15 protein-coding genes and 2 pseudogenes are annotated in these 15,230 nt (G+C 66.9%); 6 read left to right on the top strand and 11 right to left on the bottom strand.

Going from position 1 to position 15,230, the window contains the following annotated elements:
* The first annotated feature begins 54 nt into the window (after nt 1-54).
* Together IGS68_RS34955 and IGS68_RS34960 are read left to right on the top strand one after the other, a co-directional pair.
* Nucleotides 55-1,218 (top strand): PAS domain-containing protein, encoded by a 1,164-nt coding sequence (locus tag IGS68_RS34955; RefSeq protein WP_201083817.1) that lies wholly within the window; start codon nt 55-57, stop codon nt 1,216-1,218.
* 541 nt (nt 1,219-1,759) lie between these two features.
* Complete coding sequence (locus IGS68_RS34960; protein ID WP_201083818.1) at nt 1,760-1,957, top strand: hypothetical protein; 198 nt, start codon at nt 1,760-1,762, stop codon at nt 1,955-1,957.
* Between the two features lie 32 nt (nt 1,958-1,989).
* Here the strand turns inward: IGS68_RS34960 and IGS68_RS34965 are convergent, their stop codons facing one another.
* The 7 genes and pseudogenes from IGS68_RS34965 to IGS68_RS36240 all read right to left on the bottom strand — a co-directional run bounded on the left by IGS68_RS34965 (nt 1,990) and on the right by IGS68_RS36240 (nt 9,551).
* Nucleotides 1,990-4,092 carry a methyl-accepting chemotaxis protein gene (locus tag IGS68_RS34965; protein WP_201083819.1) on the bottom strand — a complete coding sequence of 701 codons (2,103 nt, stop codon included), beginning with the start codon at nt 4,090-4,092 and terminating at the stop codon, nt 1,990-1,992.
* 64 nt (nt 4,093-4,156) lie between these two features.
* The gene (locus IGS68_RS34970; protein ID WP_201083833.1) at nt 4,157-4,489 is read right to left on the bottom strand and encodes a cupredoxin domain-containing protein; all 333 of its coding nucleotides are present in this window, start codon (nt 4,487-4,489) and stop codon (nt 4,157-4,159) included.
* On the bottom strand, nt 4,486-5,529 hold the full coding sequence (locus tag IGS68_RS34975) for a cytochrome-c peroxidase (RefSeq protein ID WP_201083835.1): 1,044 nt from the start codon (nt 5,527-5,529) through the stop codon (nt 4,486-4,488). Before IGS68_RS34975 ends, IGS68_RS34970 begins: the two co-directional genes overlap by 4 nt.
* Nucleotides 5,530-6,026: 497 nt before the next feature.
* Nucleotides 6,027-6,359, bottom strand: coding sequence for a hypothetical protein (locus IGS68_RS34980; protein ID WP_201083837.1), 333 nt, complete (start codon nt 6,357-6,359; stop codon nt 6,027-6,029).
* 102 nt (nt 6,360-6,461) lie between these two features.
* Nucleotides 6,462-6,806 (bottom strand): hypothetical protein, encoded by a 345-nt coding sequence (locus tag IGS68_RS34985; RefSeq protein ID WP_201083839.1) that lies wholly within the window; start codon nt 6,804-6,806, stop codon nt 6,462-6,464.
* Nucleotides 6,807-6,808: 2 nt separating this feature from the next.
* Nucleotides 6,809-8,494: a methyl-accepting chemotaxis protein gene (locus tag IGS68_RS34990; RefSeq protein ID WP_201083846.1), complete on the bottom strand. Its 1,686-nt coding sequence runs from the start codon at nt 8,492-8,494 to the stop codon at nt 6,809-6,811.
* A 122-nt stretch (nt 8,495-8,616) separates the two neighbouring features.
* Nucleotides 8,617-9,551, bottom strand: a pseudogene (locus IGS68_RS36240) (GGDEF domain-containing protein).
* A 643-nt stretch (nt 9,552-10,194) separates the two neighbouring features.
* Here IGS68_RS36240 and IGS68_RS35000 point away from each other — a divergent pair.
* The 4 genes and pseudogenes from IGS68_RS35000 to IGS68_RS35015 all read left to right on the top strand — a co-directional run bounded on the left by IGS68_RS35000 (nt 10,195) and on the right by IGS68_RS35015 (nt 12,216).
* Entirely contained in the window at nt 10,195-10,404 is a 210-nt protein-coding gene (locus IGS68_RS35000) for a hypothetical protein (RefSeq protein ID WP_201083849.1), read from the top strand.
* A 183-nt stretch (nt 10,405-10,587) separates the two neighbouring features.
* Nucleotides 10,588-11,195 (top strand): annotated as a pseudogene (locus IGS68_RS35005) (ISAs1 family transposase); the annotation flags it as partial.
* A 154-nt stretch (nt 11,196-11,349) separates the two neighbouring features.
* Nucleotides 11,350-11,982 carry a ParA family protein gene (locus IGS68_RS35010; protein WP_201083850.1) on the top strand — a complete coding sequence of 211 codons (633 nt, stop codon included), beginning with the start codon at nt 11,350-11,352 and terminating at the stop codon, nt 11,980-11,982.
* 3 nt (nt 11,983-11,985) lie between these two features.
* Nucleotides 11,986-12,216 carry a hypothetical protein gene (locus IGS68_RS35015; RefSeq protein ID WP_201083851.1) on the top strand — a complete coding sequence of 77 codons (231 nt, stop codon included), beginning with the start codon at nt 11,986-11,988 and terminating at the stop codon, nt 12,214-12,216.
* A 784-nt stretch (nt 12,217-13,000) separates the two neighbouring features.
* Here IGS68_RS35015 and IGS68_RS35020 read toward each other — a convergent pair.
* The 4 genes from IGS68_RS35020 to IGS68_RS35860 form a co-directional block, all read right to left on the bottom strand.
* Nucleotides 13,001-13,261 carry a DUF4236 domain-containing protein gene (locus tag IGS68_RS35020; protein ID WP_201083852.1) on the bottom strand — a complete coding sequence of 87 codons (261 nt, stop codon included), beginning with the start codon at nt 13,259-13,261 and terminating at the stop codon, nt 13,001-13,003.
* 102 nt (nt 13,262-13,363) lie between these two features.
* The gene (locus tag IGS68_RS35025; RefSeq protein WP_201083854.1) at nt 13,364-14,386 is read right to left on the bottom strand and encodes a calcium-binding protein; all 1,023 of its coding nucleotides are present in this window, start codon (nt 14,384-14,386) and stop codon (nt 13,364-13,366) included.
* Between the two features lie 110 nt (nt 14,387-14,496).
* A complete protein-coding gene (locus IGS68_RS35030; RefSeq protein WP_247881534.1) occupies nt 14,497-14,979 on the bottom strand; it encodes an HNH endonuclease in 483 nt (160 codons plus the stop codon).
* 5 nt (nt 14,980-14,984) lie between these two features.
* Nucleotides 14,985-15,164, bottom strand: coding sequence for a hypothetical protein (locus tag IGS68_RS35860; RefSeq protein WP_247881535.1), 180 nt, complete (start codon nt 15,162-15,164; stop codon nt 14,985-14,987).
* Between the last annotated feature and the right edge of the window lie 66 nt (nt 15,165-15,230).

Below are 15,230 nucleotides of genomic sequence, written 5' to 3' on the forward strand. Positions count from 1 at the left end.
AGGCCGCGCACTGTTGCTGCCTGTGACACCCGCAACCGTTCCGGCAGAACTGACATGACGAACCAGAAGGACGTCCCGCGAGCGCCCGGCGCGGTCCAGGCGCAGCCCGGCCTGGAAACCTGGCCCTTCGCCGCGATCGTCCAGGCCTCCGACACGCCGACCCTCCTCACCGACCCCCGCCTGCCCGACAACCCGATCGTCTTCGCCAACGACGCCTTCCTGCGGCTGACCGGCTACGGCCGTGACGAGGTCCTGGGACGCAACTGCCGCTTTCTCGGCGGCCCGGGAACCGACCGGGAGGTCCGCAGCCGGGTGCGCACCGCGGTCGAGGAGGTGCGGCCCCTCAGTGCCAGGCTGCTGAACTACCGCAGGGACGGCTCGGCATTCTGGAACCAGCTGCACATCAGCCCGATCTTCGACGAGGTCGGCATGCTGGCCTACTTCGTCGCCTACCAGCACGACGTCACCGGGCAGGTCGAGGCGGAGCAGGCCCTGCGGCAAGCCCGGCGGGACCTCGAGGAACGCCTGGCGGAACGCGAGCGCCTGATCCTCGAAGTCCATGACCGGGTGCGCAACAATCTCCAGACGGTCATCGCCCTGCTCAACCTGGAAGCCGGCCGGGCCGATCCTTCCCTGCGCCAGCAGTTCAACCTGATCACGCAGCGCGTTCGTGTGCTGGTCGGCATCCACGAGCAGCTGAAGAGCTTCGGCCAGTGGGCGGCGATCGACTTCGGCCGCCACCTGCGGGAGACCTGCGCCGGGCTGGAGGACCTGTTCGCCGACACCGTCACGGCCACGGTCGAGGCCGAGCCGCTGCTGTGCGACATCCAGGCGGCGGTACCCCTGGGTCTGATCGCCAACGAACTGATCGCCGCGTGTTTCCGCCAAGTCACTGGAAGCGGTGCGGTGGGCCGGTGCCGGGTCAGGGTCCAGCTCAGCCACCGACAGGAGACCGGCGTCGTCGAGCTCGCGGTCGGCGTCACCGGGGCCGGGGAGGCTTCACGGCCGGTCGGCGACCTCCCCGGTCCGAGCGCGATCGTCGACGTGCTGACCGAGCAGATCGGGGCCGAGCTGGCATTCGACCCGAACGCCGGCACGCGGGTCAGGCTGACCATCCCGGCCCGCTGCTTCACGCTCAGCCCGTCCTCCCCTTCCGGCTCGACCGATCCGCAGGTCCGGCCCGGCCCGTCCGGCCCGGATTACAGTGCCGTGCGCTAAATCCGAAGCATCCATGCCGTTGCTTTGGCGTTGCCGGGCGACATCACGCTCCAAAGCGATCCGGATTTAACGCGATCCGCTGTATTTCGAGGAGGCGAGCGCGGAGGAACCGGAGGCCGGTTTTCGGCGCAGCATCGACAGGTCCCTGGCCGCCTGTTCCAAGGCAAGTCTCGAGCCCGCCAGGTCAGGGTAGATCGTCAGGGGCCAGGCTGGTGCCGTTACTTGCTGCGCACTTGCGCGATGCGTAGGCGGTGGGGCCCGGTGAACCGCTGAAGCACGCTCCCGGGCGATGGTCTGCCGCAGACCTGTACCTCGATCCCTGCCATGTCGTACGCTACCCGGGACAGGAAACCGCCCGGCGCGTCGGAGGGCGGCTTGCGGCATGGCTTGGCCCTGTGCTGGAGTGTTGCGGCAACTGAGGGACACGCCGCTCGACCACGTCCTTGCATTTCACGTCCGGATACACAACCCACTGGTTTCCGCAGGGCTTCCTATGTCAGATTACCGGCCGGAACTCACATAGACCCGGTGGAGTGGTTCGATGCTGATGGACGAGACGGCGGCGGCGGTGGCGGCCCTCGACGCGGTGGCCCGGCGGCTGTCCGGGGCACCGGCCCGGCAGCTGGCCGTCATGCGGGCGCAGCTGCTGGAGCTGACGCGCGAAGCGGTGCGGACACCCGCCGGGGATCCGGGTGTCACGGCGGTGGAGCTGCGGATCGTGTCCAGGAAAGCAGGGTAGCAGCCTGAGGATCTGCCGAGCAGGCGGATGCCTCAGGCGGCATCCGGTCGGCGGTGCGAACCCGCCGTCATTCCGGCCAGGAGCCTCTCGTACGCCGTGTTCCCCGCCGTCTCCAGCGCCAGCCGCAGGCCGTCGGCCGCGGCGTCGATGACGCGGAAGCCGACCGCGACACCCGACGCCGCCAGGGTCAGGGTTCCCGTATCGCCGGCGTCCAGGCCCGGATTGCCCGCGACCCGGGCTCCCGTCGTCGAGAGATCCGCGACCCTCACCTCGCCGGTGCCGGCAGGCCCCGAGATCCTGGCCGCCAGGTCCACGGGGTGGCGCGGGCTGGCCCGGCGATCGACATCGGGCGTGGCGGTGCGCACGACCCGGACCAGCACCTGGCGCAGCTCCTGGATGGCCACGGCGACCTCGGTGGTCTCGCCCCGCACCCGCCCCGCCGTGGCGCCGGTCGCCAGGGCTTCCGCCGAGACCGCCGCGATCCGCTCGGAGACGTCGTGCGCCGCCGTCGCGGTCTGGGTCACGTTGCGCGCGATCTCGCGGGTCGCGGCACTCTGCTCCTCCATGCCCGCGGCGATGGTCGACGAGATCCCCGACACCGCGTCGATGTGGCGGCGCATGCCGGCGACCGAGGCGACGGCCTCCCGGGTGACGCCCTTGATCGCGGCGATCTGCCGGCCGATCTCCTCGGTCGCACTGGCCGTCTGGCCCGCCAGGTTCTTGACCTCGCCCGCCACCACCGCGAAGCCCTTGCCCGCCTCGCCGGCGCGCGCCGCCTCGATCGTGGCGTTCAGCGCCAGCAGGTTGGTCTGCGAGGCGATGCCGGCGATCAGGGTCGAGACCTCGTCGATCCGGTCCACCGTGACCGCCAGCGAGGCGATCGTCCGCTCGGTCCGGTCGCCGGCCTCGACGGCCTCCCGGGTGACGCTCGAGGCCTCGCCGAGCCGGCCGGTGATCTCCTGGATCGAGGCGGTGAGTTCCTCGGTCGCGGCCGAGACCATCTGGGCGTTGGCCAGCGCCTGCTGGGCGGCATTGGCGACGGTCCGGGCGTTGTCGGTCATGCCGGTCGCCGACCGCGCCATCACTTCCGCTTCCCGGCTCATCGCCTCGGTCCGCCGCGAGACCTGGGCGACCGCGGCGCCGGCCTCGCTCTCGACCCGCTCGGCCATGGCCTGCAGGGCCTGGCGCTGCGCCTGGCGGGCGCTCTCCGCCTGTTCGGTCTGCTGGTGGCGCAGATGCTCCGCCTCGCGCAGGCCCTGGCGGAACACCTCGGCGACCCGCACCATGGTGCCGATCTCGTCGCGCCGGTGGCCGCCGAGAATGACGTGGCCGTGCTCCCCCGCCGAGAGTTTCTCCAGGTCGCCGGTGAGCCGGCGCAGCGGCGTCACGAGGGCGCGGCTGAGCACGGCCGTGATGAGGAGTGCCGCCGCGACCGACAAACCGATCGCGATCAGGGTCGAGCGCTGGCTGTCCGCCATCTCGTCCTCGGCGCGGGCGCGGTAGGCGAAGCCGTCGGCGGCGAAGGTCTCGACCACCTGCTCGAACCCGCCCGCGGCGACCTCGAGCAGGGCCGGCATCGCCGCCGGATCGTCGGCCTGGATGCCGACCCGCTCTATCTGCCCGCGCAGCGTCGTGGCGGCTCCGCGTCCCTCGGCGGACATGGCGCGCTCGATCGCGACGTCCAGGTCCTCCAGGATCGCCGCCACCCGCTCCCGGACCGCGGCGGGATCGACGCGTGCCGGCAGCTCACCGGCAGTATCGGAAGCTTCCAGCTTCGGAGTTTCCTCCGCCCGGATCTCCGGCTCGCCGGCCGCCCGTGTCGGACTACCGGTGCGGGCCAGCGCGATCAGCCGCTGGCGCTCGCTCGGTTCGTCCCGGGCGACGGGTGCGGCCAGGCTGCCGCGCACCGCCCCGGCCGCCTGCTCCGCCGCCCCGGCGGCGAGGTACAGGCCCTGCAGGGCGGTGAACCTGGTCTCGGCGCTGCGCACCAGGCTGACCGACATGAAGGCCTCGTCGTAGACCTGGACGGCCAGCTGGCCGAGCTGCCGCCCGGCGGCAAGAGCGAAGACGCCCAGAGTGACCGTTACCGCGGTCATCAGCAGGCAGGCGAACAGGATCTTGAGCCGGATCGACATGGCGGGGTTCGGTTCCGTGAAGGTGATGCGGGCGGGGCGGTTGCGAAGGTGCGACCGGTCGGTGCTACTGCGCGGTGACCGTCATCTTCATCTTGGGATGGATCGCGCAGCGGACCTCGTGGACGCCGGCCTTGTCGAATGCCAGGTCCGTCCGGGTGCCGGGCTTCTGCAGTTCGCCCGTACGATTGCCGCCGCTCGGGTCCTTGACGGTGATGTTGTGGGCGATGGTGTCGTCGTTGACGAAGGTGACCTCGTCGCCGGCCTTGACGGTGATCGCGTCCTGGCTGAACTGCTTGCCTTTCTGGCCGATCGCGGTCTCGGCCAGGGCTTCGGTGCCCGAGACGGCGGCAACGGCGGCGAGAAGGATGGCCAGGGCAACGGTGGTGGTGGTGTTCACGAGGAAGCCTCCTTGGTGGGCAGGGTGGGAGCGGGGATCGGATCGTCCTCGCTGGTCAGCGTCCGCAGGAAGGCCAGCAGGGCCTCGGTCTCCCCGGGCGTCAGGCCGAGCCGACGCATCTCCGGCGACAGGCTGGGCCGCTCGACGAACCCGGTGTCGTAGTGGACGATGACGTCGCGCAGGGTCGCCGCCGAGCCGTCGTGCATGAAGGGCTCGCGCGTCGCGACGTTGCGCAGCGTCGGTGTCTTGAAGGCGTGCCGCATGACCGGGATATCCGGCAGCAGGGCGCCGCGCCCGGGATCGGCGCTGTTCAGCCCGATGTCGTGGAAGCTGTCGTCGGTGAAGCGCCAGCCGGAGTGGCACGCGGCGCAGTTGGCCTTGCCGTTGAACAGTGCGAAGCCCTGTTTGGCCTCCTCCGGAATGGCGCCCTCGTCGCCCTCGATCCAGCGGTCGAACGGCGCCTTGTTGCTGACGATCGTGCGCTCGAAGGTGGCGAGCGCCCGGGCGATGGCGGCGCCGCTGATCGTCTCACTGCCGAAGGCCTCGCGGAACAGGCGCCGGTAGGCCGGGATGTCCGACAGCTCGGCGACCAGGGAGGCGATCGGCTGGTTCATCTCGCCGGCCGCCTCGATCGGCCCGGTCGCCTGCTCCTCGAGCGTGTCCTTGCGCCCGTCCCACATCAGCGGTTCGGCCCAGGCCAGGTTGAGGATGGTCGGCGAGGCGCGCTCGAGCGACTTGGCGCCGTCGCCGGTCGCCACCGGCAGCCCGTCTTCCCAGCCCAGCGCGGGGTTGTGGCACGAGGCGCACGAGGCGGTGTTGGAACCGGACAGGCGCGGGTCGAAGAACAGGACGTGCCCGAGCGCCGCCTTGGCGTCGCTGTAGGGATTGTCGGCCGGGAACGGGATCTCGTTCGGCCGCCGGTACTGCGCCTTGAGGTCGCCCGGATCATCCGCAGCGGCAGCCGCAACGCTCAGCAGGCTGCCGGCGAGCAGCGCAACCGCCCAGGCCGGACGCAGCGCCCGTCTAGCAGGAACACCCATGTCTGCCTTCCTTGATCAGGCCCCGTGCCGCCGCGCCGCAAAGTCGGTGCTGCGAACTCGAGGGGAAGAGTCTCAATGGGATCAGGGGACTATAGATAAAATGTGAAGGGACAGTTAAGCCTGGTCCACGGTCTCAGCGATCGCGGCATCCGGCGCAATCATGGCTCCGGCCAATGCAGAGCAGGAAGTATCCCAGCCAACCAAGGACAAGCATTCGATCCGGCAGGTATAGATAAAAAAAGAATTTTGATAATAAAAGTAGATTAATAATGCAAAATGCCCAAAATATAATATCAAAATTCAAATAACAAATTAATTAAATCTTATTTTTAATAAAATAGAATGATATTTTTAACGGTACATAGCCGCGCAAGCATGATAATATTAGAACTTACTATGTTTCTTCAGGAAGAGTTCTTTCCGGCAGAAATACTTATTCCGAGTATCCTCGGAAAGCGTCCCTGCGCATAGGCTCCAGGCGGGTCCTTTGACCTTGTCTATGAATTTGTCTCAAGCAGTATGGTCATCGCGATGGATCCACTGGAGGCACTCAGCGTCTTGGCGGCTTTCCTGGGCAGCGGGATGTTCAGCTCCAGGCAGTAGCGGATCAGGGCGGGTTCGATGGCGTCCGGGCCGAAGACAAGATCGTAGGTGTTCTTCGTGGTCTCATGGCGGATCGTGAGACGGAGCGACACATCTGGTTCAGGTGCCAGGCGGCACTGGACGATGGTTCCGACAAACAGCTTCTCCACTGCGATCCGGTTGTGCGAGGTCATGGCCGCGATGACTTCGTCGTTCGTGAAGATCAGCTGGCGTGTTTCGGTCGGCATGGGAAAGTTCTCTCGTCAGCTCGCAATGGCCTGCTCACCCGATCGCAGACGGCTGTGGCGAGGCACCGCAGCCATCCTGTCCGGATGATAAGGGGAGAGGGTTCACGGATCGTCACCCCGGCCGGTCAAGCCGACCGGCCGGGGAAACCTGGCCGCCAGATCGGCCGCCAACCGGTCACGGGCACGCTCCAGGGCTTCCAGGTCGGTGTTGCTCCAGGTCTCCTGGCAGGCCCGGCAGAACCGCACGGTGTCGGCAGTCCCGGCGGCGACGTGATCCAGGTATCCGCTGAATTCCGTCAGATCGGCGGCGATCCCGGTCGCCCGACGGTGCAGGGCATCTGCATCCTGCCGCAGGAAACCGAGGGCGTTCCTGATTTCCCGGGTTACGGCATCGTGCCGCCGCAGCGCCCGGACCCGGGCGAGATCGATGATCCTGGGCCGGGTCATGGTCAGGCGCTCCGGATGGCGGACAGGAAAGTCTCGACCTCGCGCCGCAGCGCCTCGGCCTGGCCGGACAGCGCCCGCGAGGCGCCCAGCACCCGGGTCGCCGCCTCACCGGTGCGGGTCGCGGCGTCATTGACCTCCAGGACGCCGGCGCTGATCTCGCCGGTGCCTTGCGCCGCCTGGCCGACGCTGCGGGCGATCTCACCGGTGGTCGCGTTCTGCTCCTCGACCGCGGCGGCGATCGCCGAGGAAATCTCGTTGATCGTGCCGATCGTGCCGCCGATGCCCTCGATGGCGCCCACCGTGCTCGTGGTGGCGCCCTGGACGGCGGCGATCTGGGCGGCGATCTCCTCGGTTGCCCGGCTGGTCTGGTTGGCCAGCGCCTTGACCTCGGAAGCCACGACCGCGAAACCCTTGCCGGCCTCACCGGCGCGCGCCGCCTCGATCGTGGCGTTGAGCGCCAGCAGGTTGGTCTGGCTGGCGATCGACTGGATCAGCCCGACCACCTCGCTGATCCGCCCGGTGGCATCCGCCAGACCGCGCACCGATGCGGTGGCCGCCTGGGCCTCCAGCGTCGCCTGCTCGGCGATGCCGGTGGAGCGGCCGACCTGACGGCCGATCTCCTGGCTCGAGGCCGCCATCTCCTCGGTCGCCGCCGCCACGGTCTGGACATTGGCCGAAGTCTGTTCGGCCGTCGCGGCCGACAGTGCTGCCTGCCGGTTGGTCTGTTCGGCGAGCGAGGCCATACTCTCGGCGGTGCCGCCGAGTTCCGAAGCGGCCGAGGCGACGCCGCCAAGCACGCCGCCCACGGTACGGTCGAAGGTCCGGATCAACTCCTCCATGGCGGCGGTGCGCCGTTCCCGTACCGCCTGGCCGGCGGCCTGTTCCGCCTCGAGCCGGGCGCGCGACAGCGCATTGTCCCGGAACACCGCGACGGCGGCGGCCATGGCGCCGATCTCGTCTCGCTGCCCCTGGGCCGGGATCGTGATGGCGGTGTCGCCCTCGGCCAACCGGCGCATCGCCGCCGTCATCGCGCCCAGGGGGCGGACACCGCGGCCGATCAGCAGGGCGATGGCAGCGATCAGCGCCACCACGACAGCCGCGATCGACAGCATCCGGATCGCCTCGGTGCGGAACTGGACCGCCAGGTCGTCGGTATAGACGCCGGTGCCGATCACCCAGTCCCAGGGCGCGAAGCGGGCCACGAACGAGGCTTTCCCGACCGGCGTGTCGCTGCCCGGCTTGGGCCACTGGTACTCGACGATGCCGCTGCCCTGGCGCCGCGCGGTGTCGACGAACTCGACGAACAGCCGCTTGCCGGTGGGGTCCTTCAGCTCCGACAGGTTCTTGCCGTTGAGCTCCGGCCGGGTCGGGTGCATCACCATGACCGGCGTTATGTCGTTGATCCAGAAGTATTCGGAACCGCTGTAGCGCATCGCGCCGACGGCAGCGGCGGCGGCGGCCTTGGCCTCGGCCTCGGGCAGGGTTCCCGCGATGCTGAGCGCGTGGTAGTGGGCGGCGACCGCCAGGGCGGTTTCGCCCAAGCTGCGCAGCCGGGCATGGCTGGCGCGCGTCAGTTCCGAGCGGATCTGCGCCAGCTCGGCGAGCGCGAAGCCGACCACGCCGAGCAGGGCGACGGCGATCAGCAGGTACAGGCGGTGGGCAATCGACAGGCGCTGGAGATAGGACATGGTGATCTGCTCCCGTGAGCGTAAGACGCGGCCGGACTACCCGCCGCCGGAAAAAGGGTGGAACTGGCCAGTGTTGGCCTGGTCAGACGTCTCGGATGCCGGTGCTGGATGACCGAACGGTGTCAGCTGTCCGGCTCGCGGATGCCTGCATCCTGGACGGCCACCACGCGGTTGCGTCCGGCATGCTTGGCCGCGTAGAGCCCGCGGTCGGCGCGCTCGATGAGAGCCGCCGGTGTCTCGTCCGGCACGAGCTGTGCCGCCCCGATCGACAACGTGATCGTGCCGAGCGTCCGGTTCTGTGACCGGTTGACGATCTGCCGGGAGGCAATCGCCCGGCGGATCTTCTCCGCCATCTCGAGCGCGCCACCAGCGCCAGGACCTGATCGCCCACGGCATGGCTGTGGCTGTCGTTGACCTTCTTGAAGTGGTCGATGTCGAGCATCAGCAGGGAGACCGGCTGGCCGCTCAGCGCCGCCTGGCTGACCGTCTCGTAGAGCACGGCATCGAACCGGCGGCGGTTGAACAGACCGGTCAGGGCATCGGTATCGGCCTCCCGCCGCTCGCCGTCGAGGCTGCGGCGCAGCTCTTCCATCTCGGCCGCGGTGGCCTGGATCCGGCCTTCCAGTTCCTGGTTGAGCCGGGCGACGAGTTCGGTCTCGGTCACTATGACATCGAGCAGGGAGCGCAGCGGCTCCAGCTCCGGAATGTCGAGGCGGGCGCTGAACTGGCGCAAGGTCCCGACATAGCGGCCGGCATCGACCCCGGCCGAGCGCAGCAGGTCGATCAGCTGGGCCAGTGCTCCCTGGATGCGCTCACCGGTGTCGCGGACCACCTTCTGCTCGCGGTCGTAGCTGAAGAAGCGTTGCCATAGCGCGTCCAGCTCGGCCGGCGTGAAGGGCTGCCCGGTCGCGGCCAACCGGTCGACCACCCGGGACAGGTCGGGCAGCTGGCTGCTATAGTAAGTATACCATACCGTAAAGTACGGCGGCGTCGGCTGCAGGCCCTCCGCTGCGATCCGCACCATCGCCTGCCCGCCCCATAGATCTGCCTGCTCCATCGTCCTCCGCCTTGCCGAGCAACCTCCACGGAGAATTTGACGAGAATTGATTGTTTATTGGTTAACTGCCCGTTTTAGAAGTCAGGGAGAGGGCAAGCGGTTTCAGTTCGGCTGAACGAGCCGCTGTGGCATGATGCGGGGAGCTGCCCTCGCAGTCCTTGGACAGGCATTGCCATCGGCAATGCTGACCGAGCGTTTTTCCAAAGCGCAAGGTGCTGGCGCTCTCACGAACGATGCATTCCATGACGGCGTTGAGGTCACTCAATCAGCCTGACAGAACACCGCCTGACCGGCCCATTACCCGGGTTCCGGCACAGCTCTGCGGGCGCTCCGCCGGCGCTGTCTCCGGGAGCAACATCTGTTCAGTTCGGCACGGCCGGTGGGACTGGCTCCGCCTCCAATGGGAACCCAACTTTGCCCTATTGTTGTCGGCCCTGTTGGCGGGCGTAGCGGACTTAGATGCGGCTCACGTGCCGGAGCCGGAGCGCCGCAGTCCCGTCAATGACGGATGGAAATCCACTGCCGGGCGTGGCTGCAGCCAGCCTCTGGGTATAAAGCATTGTCGCTGCGCCCCTGGCCGGTCGGGAGAAACTCCCGTCGGCCCGAATATATTCGGTGTCAGCGGCGCGCAAGGGAGACGGACATGGACAAGGATCGCCTCGAACTGGATCGGTGCATTCTGGAGGTCGACGGCAGCGCGGCAGGTATCCTGCTCCTGGACGGCAATGACGCGTACCGGTTCTTCGCGACGGAACCTGCGACCGCGGTCCTGGAGGGCCGGACGTTCCGGACACCCCAACGGGCCGAGGCGGCGATCAGGCGCGTGCTCCGCCGCGGTCAACGCGATCCCTGAGGGGAAACACCGCCGCGTGTCGTCGCCCGGAAGGGCTGAAAGGCCCAACCGTGCAGAATCGTACGGTAGCATATTTCCCGCAATGTTGTGGTGCCGGGTAGCAGGGCTCCGAACTCGGGTTAACGGCGGTTTACGGCTTGCGTTAGGCGTGATTCTCTGGGTTGCCTTGATTTGGAGACCCTGATGCCCGAGCCCGCTTCGGTTTTAGGCGAGAAATCGCGCCTTCGTGCCCTGCTTGACCATTTCTCGGCGATCGACGACCCCGCGAGCCGTGGCGGGTGGCGCACCCGTTGCCGGAAGTGCTGTTGCTGGTGGTGTGCGGCACGATCGCGGATTGCGACGACTACGATCATATCGCCGCCTGGGGGGCAGCGCACTTGGCGTTCCTCCGGGAGATACTGCCCTATCATCACGGCGTGCCGGGTGGCCGCTGGCTGACGCTGCTGATGAACCGGATTGATCCCGGGCTGTTTTCGAGCTGTTTCAGCACGTGGGTGCGCGAGACCTGGCCCGATCGGCCCGACTTCGTGGCCATCGACGGCAAGACGTCGCGGCGCAGTCACGACCGAAACCACGGCCAGGCGCCGGTGCATCTGGTGTCAGCTTTCGCCACCACCGCCCGTCTGGTGCTCGGCCAGGAAGCGGTCAGCGACAAATCCAATGAGATCACGGCGATCCCGGTCCTGGTCGAGCGTCTGGCGGCCAACGGCGGCCTGACGGGAGCGACGGTCTCCATCGACGCGATAGCCTGCAACGCGACCATCGCCGGCGCCCTCGGTGCCGATGTGCTCCAGGTCGGCGCCGAGGGCGCCGAGGTGGTCGATCATCGCGGGCTCCATCATCATAATCCTCATCTTGACGCATGCGCGCTTTCGTCGTTACGTTAAAACACGCAAGCGTTACGAAACATTATCGTGCAAGCGTGCAAACGTTGTTGAGGGGGCCATGATTGTTGTGAGCGCGATCTCCCAGAAGGGAGGCGTCGGCAAGAGTTCGATCGCCCGGCTGGTCGCCCGCGAATATGCGGCGAGCGGCTGGGCTGTGCGGGTCGCGGATTTCGACCTGAAGCAGATGACCACGACGGAGTGGGGAGCCAGGCGCTTGGCTGCCGGCATCGAGCCTGCGATCGAGGTGCAGGGCTATGCCAGTGTGGACAAGGCGCTCCAGGGTGCCAAGGCCGCCGACATGCTCGTCATGGACGGCCGGGGCTTTGCCGATAAACTGAGCCAGGACATGGCCAGGGCCAGCAACAAGGTTCTGTTGCCCACCGGCCTGGCGCTCGATGACCTGCGCCCCTCGGTCAGGCTGGCCCACGAGCTGGTGAATGCAGGCGTGCAAGCACGCAATCTTGCTTTCGTGCTTTGCCGCACAGGTGACTCCGACAAGGAGATTGCCTCGGCCCGCCAGTACATCGAAGGCGCCGGCTACCGCTGCCTGGAGGCGCCCTGGCCCGAGCGCACCGGCTACCGGGACTCCCACGACCAGGGAAAAGCGGGGTCTGAAGCCCTGCACCCGAGCCTCCGAACCAAGGCCGAGGCTGTGGCCAAAGCTGTCGTCGATTTCATCGGGGAGGATTGAGAAATGGGTGTTGCACCGCCACCGCCATCCAAGCGTGACAAGGGACTGCCGCCGGCCGCGACCGACACCCTGGGCACCCTGCCCGGCAGCGGCGCACCGATCCGGGACACGCCGCTGAACTTCCGGGTCGAGCGGACCTTCCGGCGCGACTTCAAGATCGCCGCGGCAAAGCTGGGCATCTCCCAGGTCGAACTGTTGGAGAAGCTGTTCGAGAAAGTGGACGAGGTCCGCTAGGAAGCACGAATGCGTCAGAGCACGCCTGCGTTACATCCCGCAAGATAGAAAGCACGTATTCACGCGTGCCAGAAAGAACGATCTCTCAGAGCAAAGGAAGAAAGAGCCCTCGCCGGGCAGGCATTCCCTCTGGTTGCTGGAGCAACCAGAGGGAAGCCATGAGGGTATTGGGCTTGTGGGGGTCAAGACCGTTCCGCCCAAATGCTGCGCATTTGGTTCCCCGCGAACGGCCTTGACCTCGACCGTTGATGGCTTGGTCGGCGGCTCGATGGCCGCCTCGGCTACCTGACCAAGTAGTTCAGCCAGGTGGTAATGGTGAAGAACGCCACGATAAGCATGATCGCCGTCACGGGGATCATGATGAGGGTCTTGATCCACTGGCCGGCGGTCGATCGCTGCGCTTGGGCGGGCTTGTGCGCCTCGAAGGTGCTGTAAGGGCCGGAAGGCCCAACCGCGCGGAATCGTACGGTAGCGTATTTCCCGCACTATCGTGGTGCCGGCTCCCAAGCGGCGGCGAAGCGCTCAGAGGCCAAGCACAGAGACAGATATGGTGACTGGAAGCAGCTTGCGTCAGGCGTGATGCGGGCGCGCCGCAGAGTGTCTCGGAACTCGGCCAGCCACGGCGGCTCCGCCGCCGACGTTTGTATTTCCCGCACTGTGACCCCCCACGATCGGAGCCCGTTTACTGCGGGAAAGATGGTCGCGGGCCGGACCAAAGCACGGGAAATCCCACATGCCCGCCATGATTTCCCGCAATGTCGCCGCACAATTCAGCTAGTGATGGTCAATCCATCGGCGTGCGCAGGCTGAAGGAGAAATTTGGCTGAAAATCCGGTTCCTTACCGTACGATTCCGCACGGTTGGGCCTTCCGACCCTGTAAGAGAGGCCGGAGCCGGGCAGGCTGACCGTTTGCCGGACGCCCCGCTTGCCGACCGAGGCTCTGGCGCCGCGCCCGCCGGCCGACACGCTGCTGATGCCGTCACGGTCCAGGTTGACCCGAACTCCGGGGAACACCTTGACCGACTTCCGAAAACGCCACCCCATATCCCTCTCCGATACAGCCGAGTGCCTGATGATGCCCTTCGCCGGCCCACGCGACAACGGCCCGCAACATGACGCCGCGGACCGGACAGGGAAGGGCAGGGATCAGGACTGGAAGCCATCCCACGAGAAGCCATCCTTGAACACGTCGCGCGGCAATCCCACGGCGTCGATGTCGAGGGTGTGCAGCACCGTGCCGGAAAAGCTGGTGGTCTTGACGATAGTATGGCCGTTGGCCTCGGTGATGGTCCGGTTGGCGATGGGGTCGCCCTGGCTATCCCCCCACATCTCGGTCACGATCACGTCTTCGGCCGCGTCGAAATTGACCAGCCGATCAATGCCTTTTCCGTAGTCCATGAAGAACTGATCGCGGCCGGCGCCGCCGTCGAAGGTGTCCCCAAGCGATCCTGACCGGAGAACATCATCACCGTCGGCAGCTATCACTGTGGCGGCCTTGTCACCGCCGCTGTACCGGAGCTGTGTTCCGTCGATGGCCGTGAACCGCTCGAAGCCGGCGATTTCGCCGATCTGGACGAACTCGGAGATTTGGTCGGTGTAACCGATGGTCCCGGCCTGCCCCATGTATTCGCCAACGACCGACACCGTGGCTGGCACCCCTTCGCCGTCCCACGAGGTGATCTGGACGCCATGCATGTGGAAGTTCAGCGTATCGTTCCCGGCGTCGCCGAAATAGAACCCCGAGGCTTCACGCACCAAGCCGCCGGTCTCGATGGTCATGAGGTCGTTGCCGTTGCCCCCGCGCACGTCGTCATTGTCTAGGCCGGAGAGATCGAACCTGTCATTGCCATCGCCGCCGCGGAGCCGGTCATTGCCCAGACCGCCGGAGATGGCGTCATTGCCAATGCCGCCGTCCACGTAGTCGTCGCCGGCATCGCCGTGAAGATAATCGTCACCGGCACCGCCGAACACCGCGTCGATCCCGTTGCTGCCGTTGATGGTGTCGTTGCCGGATCCGCCATCCAGCTTGTCGTTGCCATCGTCACCGCGCATGCGGTCGTTGCCGCCCTGGCCGTTCAGATAGTCGTCGCCGGCGCCGCCGGTCATGAGGTCGGCGGATGACGTGCCCCATAGAGTATCGTTCCGAGCCGTGCCGGTTTTCGTCGCCATGATAGTCGTTCCGCTGAAATTACTTGCTTCGGCAACTTAACGCATCGGCCGATACATGACCCATAGGCGTGTGGATCATGTATCGAAAGAGCCGATTGTGCAGCGCACTACTACTCGACGTGTCGCCATGTATCGCCTCGACGCGCGTTCTGAATGGGCCCCATCGTCACGCCGAACTTCTCCGCAAGCTGGGCCGTGCAGCTTGCGGTGCCCCGGATCTCGCGGACAGCCTCGACGGTCAACTTGGCGTTCGGATGGTCCTCGCCGGGCGCGGCCACGATAGGCCGGTTTTTGCTCCAGGCATCTAGGAGGTTCGCGCGCTGGGTTCCGGTCCGCAGATGGCGCGGGTTGCCGCAGCGGCGGTTGTCGCATTGGTGGAGCATGAAAAGCTGATCCGGATCGCAGCAATTGTGAAGCATCCAGGCCCAACGGTGAGCAGACCGACTGCCGCAGGTGGACGCCTTGCCGGCGGTGACGACGTGCTGGCAATGGCGGCAAGTTGATCCGGACGGGCCGGTGCCGGGGAGGGCGGCATAGTTGCCGAGTTGGGCTTTGCCGCCGAGGTTCAGGAGAGGGTGATTGTTGCTGACCATGCCCATCACTCCGCGGCAACAAGGGCGGTTGCTACGGCTCGGCGGAAGGCGCGGAGCCGGTCCTTGACCTCGGCCCGCCAATCCGGCCGGGCTTCGTCCATGGACAGGCCGAGGGCGGTCAACATGGCGATGTAGGCCGAAGGGGCAATGCGCGGCGATGATACCGGCGGCGATGAGCTGGTCATCGGTTGCCATCTCAAGTTCGATGTCGTTCGCCAGGGCGCAGGCTTCACCGATGGAGAGGGGAAAAG

It is taken from the genome of Skermanella sp. TT6 (genome assembly GCF_016653635.2).
In the GTDB taxonomy this organism is placed as follows: Bacteria; Pseudomonadota; Alphaproteobacteria; order Azospirillales; family Azospirillaceae; genus Skermanella; species Skermanella cutis.